This window comes from Acinetobacter sp. 1294243 (assembly GCF_000588015.1).
Taxonomy (GTDB): Bacteria; Pseudomonadota; Gammaproteobacteria; order Pseudomonadales; family Moraxellaceae; genus Acinetobacter; species Acinetobacter pittii.
In genome coordinates, this window is sequence record NZ_JFXG01000017.1 from 1 (window position 1) to 16,669 (window position 16,669).

Genomic DNA, 16,669 nt, shown 5'->3' on the forward strand with positions numbered 1-16,669 from the left:
CACCGACAATATTGAGAAGGCAGCCGACCCATTGCCACATATTGAGATGTTCATTTAAAAAAGCAACGGCAAGCAAAATCGTTAAAACTGGTCCAATTGAAGCAATCATTGCAGATTGAGAGGCACCTAATCGTTCAATGCTTTGCATGAGCATAACGGTGGGTAATACGGTAACTAAAAAGCCTAAGCCAATGCCATACCAAATTACACTAGAGGGGAGTTGTAATAGGAGTTGAATTGGATGAGGTGTGCTTAATGCGTAATGAGTTAATGTGCCGATACAGGCCACGGTTAAGGCTAACCCTGTGAAATTCCAAGAGCCAAATTTCTTAATGAGAGGTGGCGTCAGCAACAAATAGCCGGCGAAAGCCACGGCACTTGCAAATACGAAACTTGTCCCTAACCAGAAGTTGCCCTGAATTGGTGCGTTGTTGTGCTCCTGAAGCATAACCATCACGGTTCCACCATAACTAAGAAAAATGGCAAATAAACTTTTTACATCTAATTTTTGTTTGTAGAGTAAGCTTGATACGATGACTGTAAGCGTGGGATATAAAAATAGAATAATTCGTTCTAGAGAGGCGCTAATAAACATAAGGCCCATGAAATCGAGCCAACTTGCAAAGTAGTAGCCTAATAGACCGGCAAAAATTAAAATTAGCCAATCCTTCTTTTTTATGCCCTGATTATGATGCCTGTTAAACCAGCAAATTAATAGAAAGAACGGTAAGGCGCTTAACATCCGTAAAGCCATCAGGACTGTACCGTCTACTAATGGAGAAAGGGCATAAGTTTGTTTAATAAAAATCGCTTTTGTGCTGAATAGAAAAGCAGAGCAAAGCGCAAAAAAAGACCCAATTTGAAACGAAGATAAAGAAATTTTCATATACAGGACTGTATAAGAGAGACTATTGTCTGCAAAAAAAGAAAAACCTTCCTATATTACACCCCTAAACAAATATCATGAATCATCAGTTCAAAATATGGGTATTTATTAAATAAATAGTGGGTGGTATTTTAAAAAAGTTCAATTAGAATCCAAATTCTGTACAAAGAATACACATGGGGGAAACATTGCAGCTTGCAATGTTTTTGACAATGAGAAATTAGCTTGAGGAACGCTCATGCAGATCGGAATCCCAACCGAAACTGTCGTCGGTGAAAATCGTGTAGCTGCTACGCCAGAGACAGTAAAGAAGTTGATTAGCGCTGGTCATAGCGTTGTGATTGAACGTGGTGCTGGTGTAAAGGCTGCGTACATTGACAGTGCTTATGAACAGGTCGGTGCAACCATTACGGATGATGCCTATACGGGTAGTCAAATTATTTTGAAAGTTCGTGCACCACAGGGCGCGGAAATTCAGAAACTTGCAGCAAATACCGCTGTTGTAGCAATGTTTGATCCTTATCGTAACACCGAGCTAGATCAGTTTGCGAATCAACAAGTGTCTGCTTTTGCTTTAGAACTGCTTCCTCGTACGCTTTCTCGTGCACAAAACATGGATGTATTGTCTTCTCAAGCAAACTTAGCTGGTTATAAGTCGGTTTTACTTGCTGCTGCTGAATATCAACGCATGTTCCCAATGCTTATGACTGCTGCGGGTACTGTAAAGCCTGCGCGTGTTGTAATCATGGGTGTTGGGGTTGCTGGTCTTCAGGCGATTGCAACTGCAAAACGTTTAGGTGCAATTGTTGAGGCGACCGATTTACGTCCTACAGCAAAAGATCAAGTTGAGTCTTTAGGTGGTAAGTGGTTAGACGTACCAATGTCTGAAGAAGAGCAACAACGTGCAGCGGATGCCGCTAAAAATGGTTATGGATGGATGCCGGGTGAGCAATACATCAAAGACCAAGCTGCGATTGTAGATAAAGCTGTATCTAATGCTGACATCGTGATTACTACTGCATTGCTGCCGGGGCGTGATGCGCCACGTCTGATTAAAGCTGAAACAGTTGCCAAGATGAAACCAGGTTCTGTCATTTTAGATATGGCTGTTGAAACTGGTGGTAACGTTGAGGGCTCTAAGGTTGGTGAGACTGTGTTTACAGAAAATGGCGTGAAAATTTTGGGTGTTCCAAATATTCCCGCAACTGTAGCAACAGAAGCTTCTGCATTGTATGCGCGTAACGTTTTTAATTTCGTAGAGACCCTATTCGACAAAGAGAAAAACTTTGCGATTAATCAGGAAGACGAAATCCAAAAAGCCCTATTGGTCACTCATGGCGGTCAAGTACTGCTTAAGCGTGGTTAAGGAGATTTCTCATGGTTGAAACTATTACAATTTTCGTCCTTGCCATCTTCGTAGGTTATTACGTGGTTTGGGGTGTTACGCCAGCTTTGCATACACCACTTATGGCAGTAACCAATGCGTTGTCATCTATTATTGTGGTAGGTGCGATGTTGCAAACTGTAGGTCTGCCAGTTTTAGGTGTAGATGCTAACGTTGCATTTCAAAGTGTGAATGTGGTGAGCGTACTCGGTGCGATTGCAGTATTTTTGGCAAGCATTAATATTTTCGGTGGCTTTGCAGTAACTGCACGCATGCTGGAAATGTTCAAGCCTAAGCAAAAGAAATAAGAGGGCTTTGACATGGAATTTATTCAAGCAAATGCAAACTGGTTGTACCTTGTTGGCGCAATCCTCTTTATCTTGACACTTCGTGGCTTATCTGGTCCTAAAACAGCAATTCAAGGTAACCGTTACGGTATGATCGCGATGGCGATTGCAGTTGTAACGACCTTCTTTGTTGCGAATAACCCAGTCATCTGGATGATCGTTGGGGCAATGGTGTTAGGTGCAATTGTGGGTATTGCACGTGCACGTACAGTACCAATGACTCAAATGCCAGAAACTGTTGCGCTTATGCACTCATTGGTGGGTTTGGCTGCGGTATTAATTGCGATTGCTGCAATTTTACATAACAACCAATTAACTGCATTGTTTGCTCAAAATGAGGCGGCTTTGACTGCAGCTGGCGTACAACATGCACACATGAGTAAAGTTCACTTATTTGAATTGTTTGTTGGTTGTTTCGTTGGTGCGATTACCTTTACTGCATCTGTGTTTGCGTATGGTAAATTGGCTGCGAAAAAATGGGCTAAAACAATTTCTGGTGCATGGGTTAAACCTGTTCAAGCACTTATCTTTGTTGCGATGTTGGCTTGTGGTTTCTACTTCTTTACAACTGGCAACATGACTGCTTTCTGGGCAATGACAGCACTTGCACTTGCATTTGGTTGGGTTTGGATTGCGCCAGTGGGTGGTGGTGATATGCCTGTAGTGGTATCACTTCTTAACTCATTCTCTGGTTGGGCGGCAGCAGGTATTGGTTTTACACTTGAAAACAACATGTTGATCGTTGCTGGTTCGCTTGTAGGTTCATCTGGTGCGATTCTGTCGTACATCATGTGTAAAGCAATGAACCGTTCGATCATCAATGTATTGTTTGGTGGGGCAATGGGCGGTGCAGCAGTTGCATCTGCAGATAAAGGTGAACAAGTTCAACGTAACTACCGTTCAGGTTCTGCTGATGATGCTGGCTTCTTAATGTCAAATGCGGACAGCGTTGTGATTGTACCGGGTTATGGTATGGCGCAAGGTCGTGCTCAAAATGCGGTAAAAGAGTTGTGTGAACTTTTGAAAGAACAGGGTGTTCGCGTTCGCTTTGCAATCCATCCGGTTGCGGGTCGTATGCCTGGTCATATGAACGTATTACTTGCTGAAGCAGACGTAGCATATGAAGACATTTTGGAAATGGATGAGATCAACTCAGACTTCCCTGCAACAGATGTAGTACTTGTAATTGGTGCAAACGACGTTGTAAACCCAGCTGCAAAAGATGACCCAAGCTCACCGATTTATGGTATGCCGATTCTTGAAGCTCATAAAGCGCGTACAATCATGGTGATTAAGCGTTCTATGGCAACTGGTTATGCTGGTCTAGACAACGACTTGTTCTATAACGAAAAAACAATGATGATCTTTGGTGATGCTAAGAAAGTTGTTGAAGATATGACAAAAGCAATTAACGGTACAGGCCACTAATTTGCTTTGAAATAAAAAAACCACCTTCGGGTGGTTTTTTTATTTGAGCTGATTTTTTAAAGAAATTTTTCTACAAGGTCCGTAGATTGTTGATATAAGTCACGTGCGAGTTGCTGATTTTTAGCGTGTGATGATTTCCAGTCTGGCATATGTGCACTCACATATTCACCATTACGGTTCTGCCATGCATCTCCAGTTGCCATTTCTGTAATGAGTTTTGCTGGAACTGAGGTTGGGACTAAGCCTAATTTCATCGCCGCATAGGCAGGTTTGGGTAAGTCGCGATAAATATCAGAAGCAACACCACCTGGATGTAATGCATTATTAGTAATTGAGCTTCCAGTGAACTGTTCTGCTAATACATTACTAAATAATAAATTTGCAAGCTTCGATTGCCCATAATAGAACAGGGGATTGTAAAAACCTTCTGCACGAAACTTGTTGGGTTTAATTGAGCCCACCCAGTGGGCAATAGATGCAAGATGGATAATGCGCGCTTTAGGAGATTGTTGTAAAACGGGGAGTAGTTTTTGAGTTAATAAAAAATGGCCTAAATAATTAACCCCAAATTGTTGCTCAAAGCCTTCACTGGTCAACTGTTTGGTTTTGGCAAATAAACCTGCATTATTAATAAGTACATCAAGGTTGCCATATTTATCTGCAATTTCATCGGCAGCTTTTCTAGTTAATTCAAGACTATTTAAGTCGAGAGAAACGACATCGACTTGTCCTTGGTTAAGTGAGCTTAGTTTGTTTTGTGCTTCTTGCGCTTTCTGAGGATTTCGACATGCCAAAATCACATGTTGCCCTTGTTTAACGAGTTGTTCTGCTGTGGCGAAACCTATGCCCGTATTAGCACCTGTAATTAATATCTTCACTTTCTGTACTCCGGTTATGCTATTTATTGGTGGGGACTTCAAGAATTTGTATAGTGCTGTAAATTTGACAATTTGTCATGTCAAATTTAGATATATGTGATGATTGGTGTTTTGGGGATAGGGTATGGTATTTGAAAGTGCTTAAAATAGATGTGGATAAATAAAAAAAGCGGCTCAAAAGAGCCGCTTTTTTTAAAAGCAAAATTTTAAGCAACCGACTCTGGAGCGGTACGCCATAAGCTTTCTAAATCATAGAATTTACGAGCTGTTGGTAGCATTACGTGTACTACAACAAAGCCGAGATCAATTAAGATCCATTCTGCATCTCGTTCACCTTCAACGCCAATCGGGCGGAAACCGGCTTTTCGAGCTTCTTCTGCAACATTGTCAGCAAGTGCTTTGACATGGCGAGTAGAAGTACCACTTGCAATTACAATAGCATCAGCGACATTGCTAATTGAGCTAACATCTAACTGGAGAATATCTTTTGCTTTTACATCAACTAAAGCGTCGTGGACGACTTTGAGACAAGCTTGTACGTCTTTATTTGAGGTGTTCATTGCGAAATCGTGAGAATTAGACACGCTGGGCGATGGTTCTAAATTCATATAGGGTATATTTTCCTGACAATTACTCACTATCTAATATAGTGGTTTTCGCACTAAACTTCAAACAGAAGTCGTAACAGTTTATATATTTACATCATCAGAAAAGTATTTTTTCTTCCATGTAAACGACTGATTTGAACCATTTTCAGGTTTATATTCCGCTGCAATATAGTTCTGATATGAACTTTGCTTTAACCAAGAAAAAATTTGTTCATAAGGAATTTGAGCTGTATCAGGCTCATGGCGGCCCGGACAGTCTGCAAATTGAATATGTCCAATTAAGTTAATATTCTCTTGCAAACCCTCAAGTACATCTTCACCCATCATGGCCATGTGATAGCAGTCATATTGCATTTTGAGGGCAGGGTGATTGACTGCTTCTAGCATTTCTTGGCCCTGCGCAATGTTCTGCACCAAAAAGCGAGGCATATCCGTGCCATTAATCATTTCAAAAACGGGTTCTATATCATGTTCACTGAGTAAGTTGCAGGCAAGTTTTAAATTGGCTGCTAGTGTTTTTAAACAAGGAAGTAAGTCAGCATCTAGTGGTTGCTTACCCGCCAAAATATTAACACGAGGAACGTTTAAAGCTGTGGCATAGCTAATAGCCAATTCTAATGCCTCATGGAAAGCTGTTTCTTGGCCGGGAATGCCTGCTAAACCGTTTCCGCCTTGCATAAGATCACCTGCAGGCACATTAATTAAACAAAGGCTGAGGTTGTAGTGTTCGAGTTGAGTTTGAATATCTGCAATAGACAATTCATAAGGAAATTGAATTTCGACATATTCAAAGCCCTGAGCATGGGCCAGAGCAAAGCGTTCAATTAAAGGAACTTCTGTAAAAATCATGGATAAATTGACTGCAAGACGACCCATACTCAAACTCCGTTTATTTTTGCTCTATTAATTGAATCATAGTAGCTAAATCTTTCTCGGCAAAGCCATTTTTTTGGTGAGTTTGTAGCTGTAATAGAGCTTTTTGTGCAACTGGGATATCTAAATTAACATTGTTAGCCAATGTTACTGCGTTGTTAAGATCCTTTGATAATGTTTGAACTTTCCACTGAACAGGTTCAAAGGTATGAGTTGCCATACGTGGGGTGAGAATTTGAAAAGGTTTTGAATCTGCAAATCCACCCGCTAAAGCTGGAGCGAGCAAAGTCGTATCTACACCTGCTCGATCTGCAAGAGCAACAGCTTCTGCAATAAGCGCACTGTTGGCTGCAACAATGAGTTGATTGCAGATTTTGGTGGCTTGGCCAGTTCCTGTATCTCCCATCCGTGTTACACGTTGAGATAAAACATTATAAACAGGCGTTAATTCTGTAATGGTTTGAGCATCACCACCTGCAAAAATAACAAGCGTGCCTTGTTCTGCTCCAGCTGTTCCACCTGATACAGGTGAATCAATCCAAATAACGTCATGTGTGGCAGCAGTTTGAGCAAGCGTTTTTGTTGCAGCAACAGATAAGCTCGAGAAATCAACAATTACCTGTTTAGCTTTTAAGTTCGGCTGAATTTGTTCAAATACTGCCTCTACGGCTTTGTCATCTGCTAGACAGATTAAAATAACAGGATATTCGCCAATATTTATAAGATCTAGAGGCTGTGCGCCGATATCAATCAGTTCTTCACATGCAGAAGGGGTTCGATTCCAAACCGCAACTTGAAAGCCAGCTTGAATAAGGCGGGTTGCCATGCGGCTCCCCATAAGCCCTATACCTAAAAAAGCAATAGGGGTGTTGCGATCAAAATTCATAATCTAAGCTCTTTATTTATATTGGCGTGGTAAAAAATTAACTTCCGGATGTTTGTCTTTTTTACGAGCAAGTTTGCTATTTTTACCAAGTAATAATTTAAGTTGCCAGATTTTTTCTAGACGTAATGACTTTTCAGGTTGGTGTTCCATTGCATCAAGTACACGTTTTGCTGCAGTTAGGGCATCAGGTGAGCGTTGTAACATTTCAGCAGCTATTTCATTGGCTTTTTCTAGTGGAGAGTTGCTTAAATGAGTCACAAGACCAATTTCTTTTGCATAATTCCCATCAAAAACACGGGCTGTTAAGGTGAGTTCTTTTGCAAGGTCAACACCAATTAAGCCTTTCAATGAGCGAGTAAGTCCCATATCTGGAACTAAGCCCCAACGGCTTTCCATAATCGACATTTTAGTGTCTGGATGAGAAATGCGAATATCAGCTGCTAAGGCAAGTTGCATTCCGGCACCAAAACAATATCCTTCAAGAGCTGCAATCACAGGTACAGGTAAATTTTGCCAAATCAGGAATGCTTTCTGGAAGAGGCTTTGGCCAGGTTTAACAAGCTCCCAAATGGCAAAAGCGGAGTTTTTCGGATTATTCAGATCAGATAAATCAATTCCAGCACTAAAAACTTGTGCTTCCCCTGTCAAAATCACACAGCGGATATCTCTATCTTTTTTAATGGCTTTTGCTGTTGAAACGAGTTCTTTGAGAAGGGCAAAACTCATGGCGTTACGTTTATCAGGACGGTTTAGATAAACTGTTGCAATGCCATTATTCTTTTCAATACGTAAAAGTGCCATGAAATTCCCGCTTATTTTTTTATCGATAAGCGGAGCATAACATGGCTGTAATTTGGAAACATGACAGCTCAGTCATACCATTTGGTAGATATGCTAGTCAGGAATCACCAAGATTTGGTGGGCTGCACTTTCCACTTCTTTAACAACAAGTCCTAACTCATCAAAGCGTCTCATAACTTCTTCAATAAATCCTTCATCGGCTATACGGCGTTCTTTGCGTAGTGTTGAAATAAATTGCTCAAAATCACCTGTCACTTGTTGCAGTTTTGGAGTACCTACATAGCGGGTAGCACCATAAAGACGATGTAAAACATGCTCAAGTTGAGGGAAGTCTTCAAGCTCGATGAGCTGCTGCATTTCGTCTAGCTCAGTTGGGAAACTATCAACTAACATTTTAAGTAAATCTTGAGCAAGATCTTCTTTATTTGCTGCAAGCTGCAAACTTTGTTGCCAGTTTAGAATTTCTGGGTCTAATGCTTCTGCAACGACATGATGGTCTTTATCTAGAGCTTTTGATGTAAAGTTGTTTTTGGTCCATTGCGTTAAAATTTGGATAATTTGTTCCATTTGAATTGGCTTGGTAACATAGTCATTCATGCCTACTTTGAGGAGTTTTTGCTTTTCATCAGCAAGGGCATGCGCTGTTAATGCAATAATTGGAAGCTGCATTTCACCATCTAAAGTCGACTCTAATGAGCGAATAGCGCGAGTTGTATCAATACCTGACATAACAGGCATTTGAATATCCATAAATACCAAATCAAATGGTTTAAGCTTCTGGTCAATTCGCTCTTGGATCAGGTTCAGCGCTTCTTGACCGCTGAGAGCTTTAGTTGTTCTAACGTTGAGTTCGCCTAGCAAGGCTTCTAAAACAATTAAGTTAGGTAAATGGTCATCGACTGCCAGAATGTGTAAACCTTGACCATTAAAATCTTGTTGCTCCTCTTCAAAAATAGGCTGATCATTTAATAATTGAATGAGTCCGCTTCGACTTAATGGTTGATATAAAGGGCGAGCACGATATTCATTGAGCATATTTGGCTCAAGTGTCATTTGATAGCCATAGACTGCCAAATTGCCTTGATAACGACTACGGATTTCTTTTAATAACGCTTCAGTATCGCCGCTGTGATCAACAATGAGCCATGTATTATCTTTTTGATCAAGATGTTTTAAACGACTAAATAAGTCCAGAATCGATTGTGTCTCGATATGAGAAACATGATAGTTCTCAAGGTAATAACGTAAAACACTTGCTGTAGCAGGGTGGGCAAGATAAGACACCACTTGTAAATGTTCAAAGTGCGGGTGTTCAATCTCGTAATCTTCATCTACTACAAATTGTGCGGTAAACCAGAAGGTTGAACCTTTTTCTGTTGGAGCACGTTCCTGATTGTCCTCAAAGCCAATTTGGCCATGCATGAGATGAACGAGCTGTTTAGAGATCGCAAGACCTAAACCTGTACCGCCAAATTGACGTGTAACGGATGCATCACCTTGCGAGAATGATTCAAATAATTTTTTACGATCTGTACCGCTTAAACCAATACCACTGTCTTGAACACTAAAATGAAGTAGGCACTGTCCGATATCATCATGCTCCATACGAACACGAACAATAATTTCGCCATCTGGAGTGAACTTAATCGCATTCGAAATCAAGTTAGTCAGAATTTGTTTGAAGCGTAAAGCATCACCAATCACTTGTTGTGGAATATTGTCGGCATAGTAAAAAGCCATAGCGATATGCTTTTGGGCAGCCAGTGGAGACAGCATATCCATGACGTCAAAGACGGCTTCTTCTAAATCAAACGGCGCTGTTTCGAGCTCTAATTTACCAGCATCAATTTTTGAGAAATCTAATACATCATTAATTAATGCCAATAAATGGGCTGATGACTTGCGAATAGTTTGCAGGTAAAGATTTTGTTCGTTATTTAGGTTTTGTTGACGAAGTAATAAATGAATAAAGCCATCAATACTGTTTAAAGGCGTTCGAAGCTCATGACTAATATTGGCAAGAAAAACCGATTTGGCTTGGTTTGAAGAAATCGCTTGGTCACGTGCTTGACGATAGGTAATGTTTTGAACTTCTAAGGTATCTAGCGTTCTGCGTAAGTCTTCTTCGGTTTGTTCGGTGTGTTCTTTTAACTCTAAAAAGCTAAAGTGCAATCGTTTAACAACGTTTGCAATATCACGCTGTAATAAGCGCAATTCACCCGTACTGTTAATGACCATATGCTGGTCCAACGTGTCTGCATTTAAACGTTGCAACTGCATGCGAATTTCGTACATCGGTGCAATCCACCGACGCGAATAAAAATTCAAGCAAAGTAAAAGTAACAGTAAGGTCATTAAGCCAGTAATGACGAGGGCAATCAAAATACGGTAACGTGCCAATTCTAGTGGCTGATTATCCATTTCAATCACAAGCCAGACAGGTGCTTTTCCGGGTGTGTCGCTAATCCGCTGTCCATAAATATTGTTGTGGTTATAAGAGATTGGACCAAAAAAATTATTTTTTTCAGTAAAGTTTGGCCAATAACGATTGTCTCGATAACCGATACTTAAATAAGTCTGACCATTGCTATCAATTAACGCAGCACGTTTTAGATTTTTTTCATTAAACATGCTTTGCATGATGTGCTGAGCATGGTCATATTCATCGGGCTGTAGTTCAACTAGGTGGTATAAATCTAGTGCGATTTGATTATAGCGGGCTAAAATTGCTGAGGCATGATGTAGCTGTTGTTGTTTTACTGAATGCGAGGTTTCAGTTAAAACCAGAAAAGCACCAACACACGTTAAAATCATAATGGGCACAAAAATAAGAGCAATCAATTGCCCATATGCGTGATTCAGACGTAAGCGTTTCGATAAGGTTTTATTGAAATTAGACATGGCTACATCAGATTTATCTCTCTGTACGGCATCTTATCACGCTTTATTTTAAAACAGACGGCATTTTATAAATGACCGAGCTTTAATCGCTTTCATGAAAAAGCATATTGAAATGGGTGCAGTACCGAGCATTTTTTCATACAATAGGCCCACCTCGATATAGGTGTTGATCATGAGTAATACACAACCTGATTTTTTAGCTGACGAATTTTTGTTAGATCACTATGTAGGTAAGACACCTCTAGTTCGTTTGCAGCGATTAGCTTCTCATACGCAAGCGATAGTTTTAGCAAAATTGGAAGGTAATAATCCGGCAGGTTCTGTAAAAGACCGTCCTGCATATAACATGATTATGCAGGCAGAAAAACGTGGTCAAATTAAACCGGGTGATACATTAATTGAAGCAACTAGCGGTAATACAGGTATTGCGTTGGCTATGGTTGCGGCAATGCGCGGCTATAAAATGAAACTTATTATGCCGAACAACATGAGCCAGGAGCGTAAAGACGCAATGTTGGCTTATGGCGCAGAGCTGATTGAAGTAACACCACAGCAAGGTATGGAAGGTGCACGAGATTTAGCCTTGCAAATGGAAAAAGAAGGTAAAGGTCACGTTTTAAATCAGTTTGGTAATCCTGATAATGTTGAAGCACATTATTTAACAACTGGCCCTGAAATTTGGAAACAAACAGGTGGGAAGATTACCCATTTTGTAAGCTCAATGGGTACAACCGGTACTATTATGGGCGTTTCTAAATATTTAAAACAACAAAACCCAGATATTCAAATTGTTGGTTTACAGCCAGCAGACGGATCAAGTATTGCTGGTATTCGCCGTTGGCCAAAAGAATATTTGCCTACTATTTTTGATAGTAGCCGTGTGGATCGTATTATTGATATTCCACAAATTGAAGCTGAAAAAACTATGCGTAAATTAGCACGTATGGAAGGTGTTAGTGCTGGTACATCTTCAGGCGGTGCAGTTTGGGCATCAATCAAAATTGCAGAAGAAAATCCAGATGCTGTTATTGTTTGCATTATCTGTGACCGTGGCGATCGCTACTTGTCTACAGGTCTGTTTTCAGTACAGGACGATAACTCATAATTGAGAGAAATAATGCGTTTCCCTACCTTAGTTTTTGATATTGAAACTTTAACTGATTTAAAAGCGGGTGCGCATTTATATCATCTTGATTTACCTGAGGCCGATGTAGAGCAAGCATTGACGAAAATCCGTCGCCAAGAATCTGGTATGGATTTTCAGCGTTTGCCTTTACATGAAATTGTGTGTATTTCTGGCTTATGGATCGATGAGTCTGGTTTTCGATTATTTTCTTTTAGTCGAGAACAATATTCTGAAGCAGAAATTTTGCAGAAATTTCTATCTATTTTTGATAAGCGCCATCCGACTCTAGTAAGTTGGAATGGTTCACAATTTGATTTACCAGTTATCCTATTTCGCGCTATGTATCATGGGCTCTCTGCACCCGGTCTGTTTGATCAAGGTGAGATTGATAGCCAGAAGCGTTTTAATAATTACCAAAACCGTTATCACCATCGCCATATAGATTTAATGGACGTGATGGCAATGTTTAATGGTCGTAATTTTCAAAAGCTTGATGATATTGCCTGTATTTTAGGTTTACCGGGTAAGCGTGGTGAGTCGGGTTATCATGTGCCTGAATATGTTCGTAATCAACAGTGGTTAAAATTGACGAGCTATTGTGAAGGGGATGTGCTCAATACATGGTTTATTTATTTGCGTTGGTTAGTACTAAAAGGCCAATTAAATGCAGATGAGCATAACCATTGGATCAGTTCGAGTATTGAATATTTACAGACTATGCCACAGCAAGCCGATTTCCTTGAAGTATGGGAGCGTACTTCGAAACATACCGAATTTACTTCTCACTATTTTAATTCTTCAGATTTTTAGGTTCATTCTTTGAAACAACAAGCCAAATCTCGCAACCTTCAACAGCCTGAATATATTTTTCAGGTTGAAACACTTTCTCATGAGGGGCGTGGAATTGCGCATTATGGTTCTCATCCTGAGCACCCTGCAGATAAGCATGGCAAAAAAGTTTTTATTCGTTATGCATTGCCAGGAGAAACTGTAAAAGCTCGGATTACCCATCAAGCGAAGCGTCTTGAAGAAGCTGAAATGTTACAGTTGTTAGGAGAACCTTCAGCACATCGTATAGAGGCAATTTGTCCTCATTATGGTATCTGTGGTGGATGTAGCATGCAGCATATTCATCCTGATGAACAAATCCGTTTAAAACAAAATGTACTCCAGTCACATTTACAGCATTTTGCAGGTATTCAACCTGAACAGTGGCTAGAACCGATTCGATCTTTACAAAGTGATTATCGTCGTCGTGCTCGAATAGGCGTGCGCTATTTGCCAAAACCAGATCGCTTAATCATGGGTTTTCGCGAACATCATAGTAATCGTTTAACTTCGATCCATAGCTGTAGTGTTTTGGATAAAAACTTATCAAATAGTCTGCCTGAGTTACGCACTTTACTCCAAAGTCTAAAAGGCAAAGCGCACATTGGTCATGTAGAATTAGCAAAAGGTGATAATGAAATTTCTTTATTGGTTCGTCATGTAGAAAAATTAAACAATTCTGATGTCAACCAATTAAAGCAATTTGCGTTACACAAAGGGTGGCAGTTGTATTTGCAACCTAAAGGTCCTGAAAGCATTCGTCGTATTGATGATGAACAAGGTGCTTTACGTTTACATTATGCCTTAGAAAGGTTTAATGTAAATTTTGCTTTTTCGCCATTGGATTTTACTCAGGTCAATGCCACAGTAAATGAACAGATGGTTCAATTGGCATGTGAATTGCTTCAGTTGCAACCAGGTGAAAAGGTACTTGATCTATTTTGCGGTTTGGGCAATTTCTCACTCCCGTTAGCACGATGTGTTGGTGAGAGTGGTCAGGTTGTCGGTGTTGAAGGGAGTGAAGAAATGGTGCAGCGAGCAACAGCTAATGCGAGATGCAATAGTTTGGTGCAAGCAACCTTCTTTTCACAAGATTTAACAAAAGATTTTTCGCATCATTCTTGGGCAAATCAAGGATTTGATGCATTATTGATTGATCCTCCTCGTGCTGGTGCATATGAAATTATGCAGTATGTATCAAATTTTGGAGCAAAAAGAATCGTTTATGTATCATGTAATCCAGCTACACTGGCAAGGGATGCGGGTGTTTTGGTCCAATATGGTTACCAGTTAAAAAAAGCAGCAGTGATGGACATGTTTACGCATACCGAACATGTTGAATCCATTGCACTATTTGAAAAAATTCAAGAGATAAACGATTAAAAACATGAGTTACATATTGAGGAGAATGGTATGGTCACAGTACGTGAACAGTTACCTGAACAACTAACCGAGTTGTCAGAGGAAACGACTGTAGAGCATGCCGCCGAAACGCAAATCGGTTTAGCCTCATGGTTGGATCGGGTGCGTGAAATATTAGATGGGGCGGAGCTTGAACAACTTGAAAAAGTCGCTCATTTAACCCTGCAGAAAGAGTTAGATTCAACGGTTAATCATCGTTCCAATACTTTTGCTACAGGCGTTGGAATGGCCGATATTCTGGCACATCTTCACGTAGATGAAGATACTTTATCAGCAGCAATGCTTTATCGTAGTGTGCGTGAAGGCATTACCGATATAGAAGAAGTAAAACAGAAATTCGGAGAGCAAGTTTACAACCTTGTCAAAGGTACTTTGGCAATGGGTAAACTCTCAGAACTTATTGAAAAAAATAAACGGTTAGAAGATCACTTTAATAATAATCAACGAGAACATCTAAGCGGCATTTATAAAATGCTGATTTCGGTGACCGAAGATGTTCGTGTTGTTTTAATTAAACTTGCTGAACGTACTTATTCTTTGCGAGAGCTTGCAAATTCCTCTCGTGAACGCCAAGAACGTGTAGCGCGTGAAATCCTTACTATTTATTCGCCGTTGGCACATCGACTCGGTATTGCTCAGCTTAAATGGGAACTTGAAGATCTAGCGTTTCGCTATTTGGCTCCAGATCGTTATAAAGAGATTGCTTCATTACTCAATGAAAAGCGTTTAGAGCGTGAGCATTACATTCAGTTCGTCATTGACCGTTTGAAAAATGAGTTAGCGTCTTACGGCATTGAAGCTGAAATTACAGGGCGTGCAAAACACATTTATTCGATTTATCGAAAAATGAAGAGCAAAAACCTGAGCTTCGACCAACTTTATGACATTCGCGCTTTGCGTGTGTTGGTCAATAGTGTGCCAGAGTGTTACCACTCTTTAGGTATCGTACATCAAATCTGGCGCCATATTCCGCATCAGTTTGATGACTATATTACCAATCCGAAAGCCAATGGTTATCGTTCTTTGCATACGGCTGTAATTGCTGAAAACAAATCTCTTGAAGTGCAAATTCGTACTCACGAGATGCATGATGAAGCAGAGTTAGGTGTATGTTCACACTTTAACTATAAAGAAGGGTCAAAGAATACCGACCATTCCTTTAACCATCGTTTGCATTCATTGCGTGCCGTTTTAGAACACTATCAAGAACGTAATGAAACGACGGTACACCAAAACGAAGATGAAACAGAAGGCTTTGAACAGTTACAAGACTTTGAAGGCTTTGAAAAGATTTATGTTTTCAGTCGTGATGGTGATATTAAAGAATTACCGCGTGGCTCAACAGTTTTAGATTTTGCCTATCATGTGCATACAGAAGTAGGGAATAAGTGTTATGCAGCGCGGGTCAACCAGCGTTATGTGCCACTGACCTATACTTTAAAAACGGGTGAACAGGTTGAAATTTTAACTAAAAAAGATCGTGAACCAAACCGTGACTGGTTGGTGAACTCTTTGGGGTATATTAAAACCTCTCGTGCACGTGACAAGCTGCGTCATTGGTTTAGACAGCAAGACCGTAGTAAGAATCTTGAAGTAGGCCGAGAACTGCTTAATAAAGAGTTAGCTCGTCTTGCGATTCACCCAAAAAGTATCGACCTAAATGATTATTCATCACATTTTAATGTGAAGACCGGCGACGACATTTTGGTGAATCTGGTCAGTGGCGATATTAGCTTACATGCCCTGATTAATCAGGTGAACCGCCAAATGCATCTAGATCAGGATGAGCCTGAACTAGTACTTAAACCAACATTAAATCCACGTGCCAGCCATACACTATCAGCACATGGCATTTTAATTGATGGTTTGGATAATGTAGAGCTGCACATCGCTCAGTGCTGTCAGCCAGTGCATGGGGAATCAATCGCTGGATATATTACTTTGAACCGTGGTGTCAGCATCCATAAAGTCATTTGTTCTGACTATCAGCGTATGATTAAGCAAGAGCCAGAGCGTGCTGTGGAAGCTGATTGGGAAATGCAGCCAACACGTGGTCAAAGCGTTCAAATTGTGGTGGAAGCTTATGATCGTCGTGGTCTTCTTAAAGACTTAACTCAAGTGATTTTCTCTGACCAAATCAATATTCGTCAGGTTAATACAATTTCTGAGGCAGATGGTATTGCTAATATGAAGTTGCTCATTGAGGTTAAAGGTTTAGCGCAGCTTTCTCGTTTATTGGCTCGCTTAGAGCAGCAACCTGGAATTATTAGTGCGCGACGCATGATTCAAGGCGTTTAATAA

14 protein-coding genes are annotated in these 16,669 nt (G+C 40.3%); 7 read left to right on the forward strand and 7 right to left on the reverse strand.

Annotation, left to right across the window (positions count from 1 at the left end; genetic code table 11):
• A partial coding sequence (locus J655_RS20230) for a DMT family transporter (RefSeq protein WP_032052907.1) occupies window positions 1-886 on the reverse strand: 886 nt, incomplete at its 3' end.
• A 238-nt stretch (window positions 887-1,124) separates the two neighbouring features.
• Between J655_RS20230 and J655_RS20235 the strand changes: the two genes are divergently transcribed.
• From J655_RS20235 to J655_RS20245, 3 genes are read left to right on the forward strand one after another with little or no spacing between them, the layout of a single operon-like run.
• A complete protein-coding gene (locus tag J655_RS20235) occupies window positions 1,125-2,252 on the forward strand; it encodes a Re/Si-specific NAD(P)(+) transhydrogenase subunit alpha (protein WP_032052909.1) in 1,128 nt (375 codons plus the stop codon).
• A gap of 11 nt (window positions 2,253-2,263) precedes the next feature.
• Window positions 2,264-2,578, forward strand: a complete 315-nt coding sequence (locus J655_RS20240) for a proton-translocating transhydrogenase family protein (RefSeq protein WP_000230434.1) — start codon at window positions 2,264-2,266, stop codon at window positions 2,576-2,578.
• 12 nt (window positions 2,579-2,590) lie between these two features.
• Window positions 2,591-4,045 carry an NAD(P)(+) transhydrogenase (Re/Si-specific) subunit beta gene (locus tag J655_RS20245; protein WP_032007079.1) on the forward strand — a complete coding sequence of 485 codons (1,455 nt, stop codon included), beginning with the start codon at window positions 2,591-2,593 and terminating at the stop codon, window positions 4,043-4,045.
• 56 nt (window positions 4,046-4,101) lie between these two features.
• Here J655_RS20245 and J655_RS20250 read toward each other — a convergent pair whose 3' ends face one another.
• From J655_RS20250 to J655_RS20275, 6 genes are all read right to left on the reverse strand, one after another.
• Entirely contained in the window at window positions 4,102-4,923 is an 822-nt protein-coding gene (locus J655_RS20250) for an SDR family NAD(P)-dependent oxidoreductase (protein ID WP_032007080.1), read from the reverse strand.
• A gap of 206 nt (window positions 4,924-5,129) precedes the next feature.
• Window positions 5,130-5,531, reverse strand: coding sequence for a ribosome silencing factor (gene rsfS / locus J655_RS20255; RefSeq protein ID WP_001047580.1), 402 nt, complete (start codon window positions 5,529-5,531; stop codon window positions 5,130-5,132).
• An 81-nt stretch (window positions 5,532-5,612) separates the two neighbouring features.
• Window positions 5,613-6,407, reverse strand: a complete 795-nt coding sequence (locus J655_RS20260) for a hydroxypyruvate isomerase family protein (protein ID WP_017402740.1) — start codon at window positions 6,405-6,407, stop codon at window positions 5,613-5,615.
• Window positions 6,408-6,420: 13 nt separating this feature from the next.
• On the reverse strand, window positions 6,421-7,290 hold the full coding sequence (locus tag J655_RS20265; protein ID WP_002117186.1) for an NAD(P)-dependent oxidoreductase: 870 nt from the start codon (window positions 7,288-7,290) through the stop codon (window positions 6,421-6,423).
• A 12-nt stretch (window positions 7,291-7,302) separates the two neighbouring features.
• Entirely contained in the window at window positions 7,303-8,091 is a 789-nt protein-coding gene (locus tag J655_RS20270; protein ID WP_019767978.1) for a crotonase/enoyl-CoA hydratase family protein, read from the reverse strand.
• 93 nt (window positions 8,092-8,184) lie between these two features.
• Window positions 8,185-10,992 carry an ATP-binding protein gene (locus J655_RS20275; protein WP_032052911.1) on the reverse strand — a complete coding sequence of 936 codons (2,808 nt, stop codon included), beginning with the start codon at window positions 10,990-10,992 and terminating at the stop codon, window positions 8,185-8,187.
• Window positions 10,993-11,164: 172 nt separating this feature from the next.
• Here J655_RS20275 and cysM point away from each other — a divergent pair, with 172 nt between their 5' ends.
• Genes cysM through J655_RS20295 form a run of 4 tightly spaced genes read left to right on the forward strand, consistent with a single transcriptional unit; the run spans window position 11,165 to window position 16,666 of the window.
• A complete protein-coding gene (cysM, locus tag J655_RS20280) occupies window positions 11,165-12,097 on the forward strand; it encodes a cysteine synthase CysM (RefSeq protein WP_019767976.1) in 933 nt (310 codons plus the stop codon).
• Between the two features lie 12 nt (window positions 12,098-12,109).
• The gene (locus J655_RS20285) at window positions 12,110-12,928 is read left to right on the forward strand and encodes a 3'-5' exonuclease (RefSeq protein ID WP_005066255.1); all 819 of its coding nucleotides are present in this window, start codon (window positions 12,110-12,112) and stop codon (window positions 12,926-12,928) included.
• Between the two features lie 9 nt (window positions 12,929-12,937).
• Window positions 12,938-14,329, forward strand: coding sequence for a 23S rRNA (uracil(1939)-C(5))-methyltransferase RlmD (rlmD, locus tag J655_RS20290; RefSeq protein WP_019767975.1), 1,392 nt, complete (start codon window positions 12,938-12,940; stop codon window positions 14,327-14,329).
• Window positions 14,330-14,359: 30 nt separating this feature from the next.
• Entirely contained in the window at window positions 14,360-16,666 is a 2,307-nt protein-coding gene (locus J655_RS20295) for a RelA/SpoT family protein (protein WP_002117181.1), read from the forward strand.
• The last annotated feature ends 3 nt before the right edge of the window (window positions 16,667-16,669 follow it).

What these genes read in the sequence shown, in the direction of transcription:
- J655_RS20235 (WP_032052909.1), top strand. Translation starts at nt 1,125, where the DNA reads ATGCAGATCGGAATCCCAACCGAAACTGTCGTCGGTGAAAATCGTGTA.
- J655_RS20240 (WP_000230434.1), top strand. Translation starts at nt 2,264, where the DNA reads ATGGTTGAAACTATTACAATTTTCGTCCTTGCCATCTTCGTAGGTTAT.
- J655_RS20245 (WP_032007079.1), top strand. Translation starts at nt 2,591, where the DNA reads ATGGAATTTATTCAAGCAAATGCAAACTGGTTGTACCTTGTTGGCGCA.
- rsfS (WP_001047580.1), bottom strand. Translation starts at nt 5,531, where the DNA reads ATGAATTTAGAACCATCGCCCAGCGTGTCTAATTCTCACGATTTCGCA.
- J655_RS20260 (WP_017402740.1), bottom strand. Translation starts at nt 6,407, where the DNA reads ATGGGTCGTCTTGCAGTCAATTTATCCATGATTTTTACAGAAGTTCCT.
- J655_RS20265 (WP_002117186.1), bottom strand. Translation starts at nt 7,290, where the DNA reads ATGAATTTTGATCGCAACACCCCTATTGCTTTTTTAGGTATAGGGCTT.
- J655_RS20270 (WP_019767978.1), bottom strand. Translation starts at nt 8,091, where the DNA reads ATGGCACTTTTACGTATTGAAAAGAATAATGGCATTGCAACAGTTTAT.
- J655_RS20275 (WP_032052911.1), bottom strand. Translation starts at nt 10,992, where the DNA reads ATGTCTAATTTCAATAAAACCTTATCGAAACGCTTACGTCTGAATCAC.
- cysM (WP_019767976.1), top strand. Translation starts at nt 11,165, where the DNA reads ATGAGTAATACACAACCTGATTTTTTAGCTGACGAATTTTTGTTAGAT.
- J655_RS20285 (WP_005066255.1), top strand. Translation starts at nt 12,110, where the DNA reads ATGCGTTTCCCTACCTTAGTTTTTGATATTGAAACTTTAACTGATTTA.
- J655_RS20295 (WP_002117181.1), top strand. Translation starts at nt 14,360, where the DNA reads ATGGTCACAGTACGTGAACAGTTACCTGAACAACTAACCGAGTTGTCA.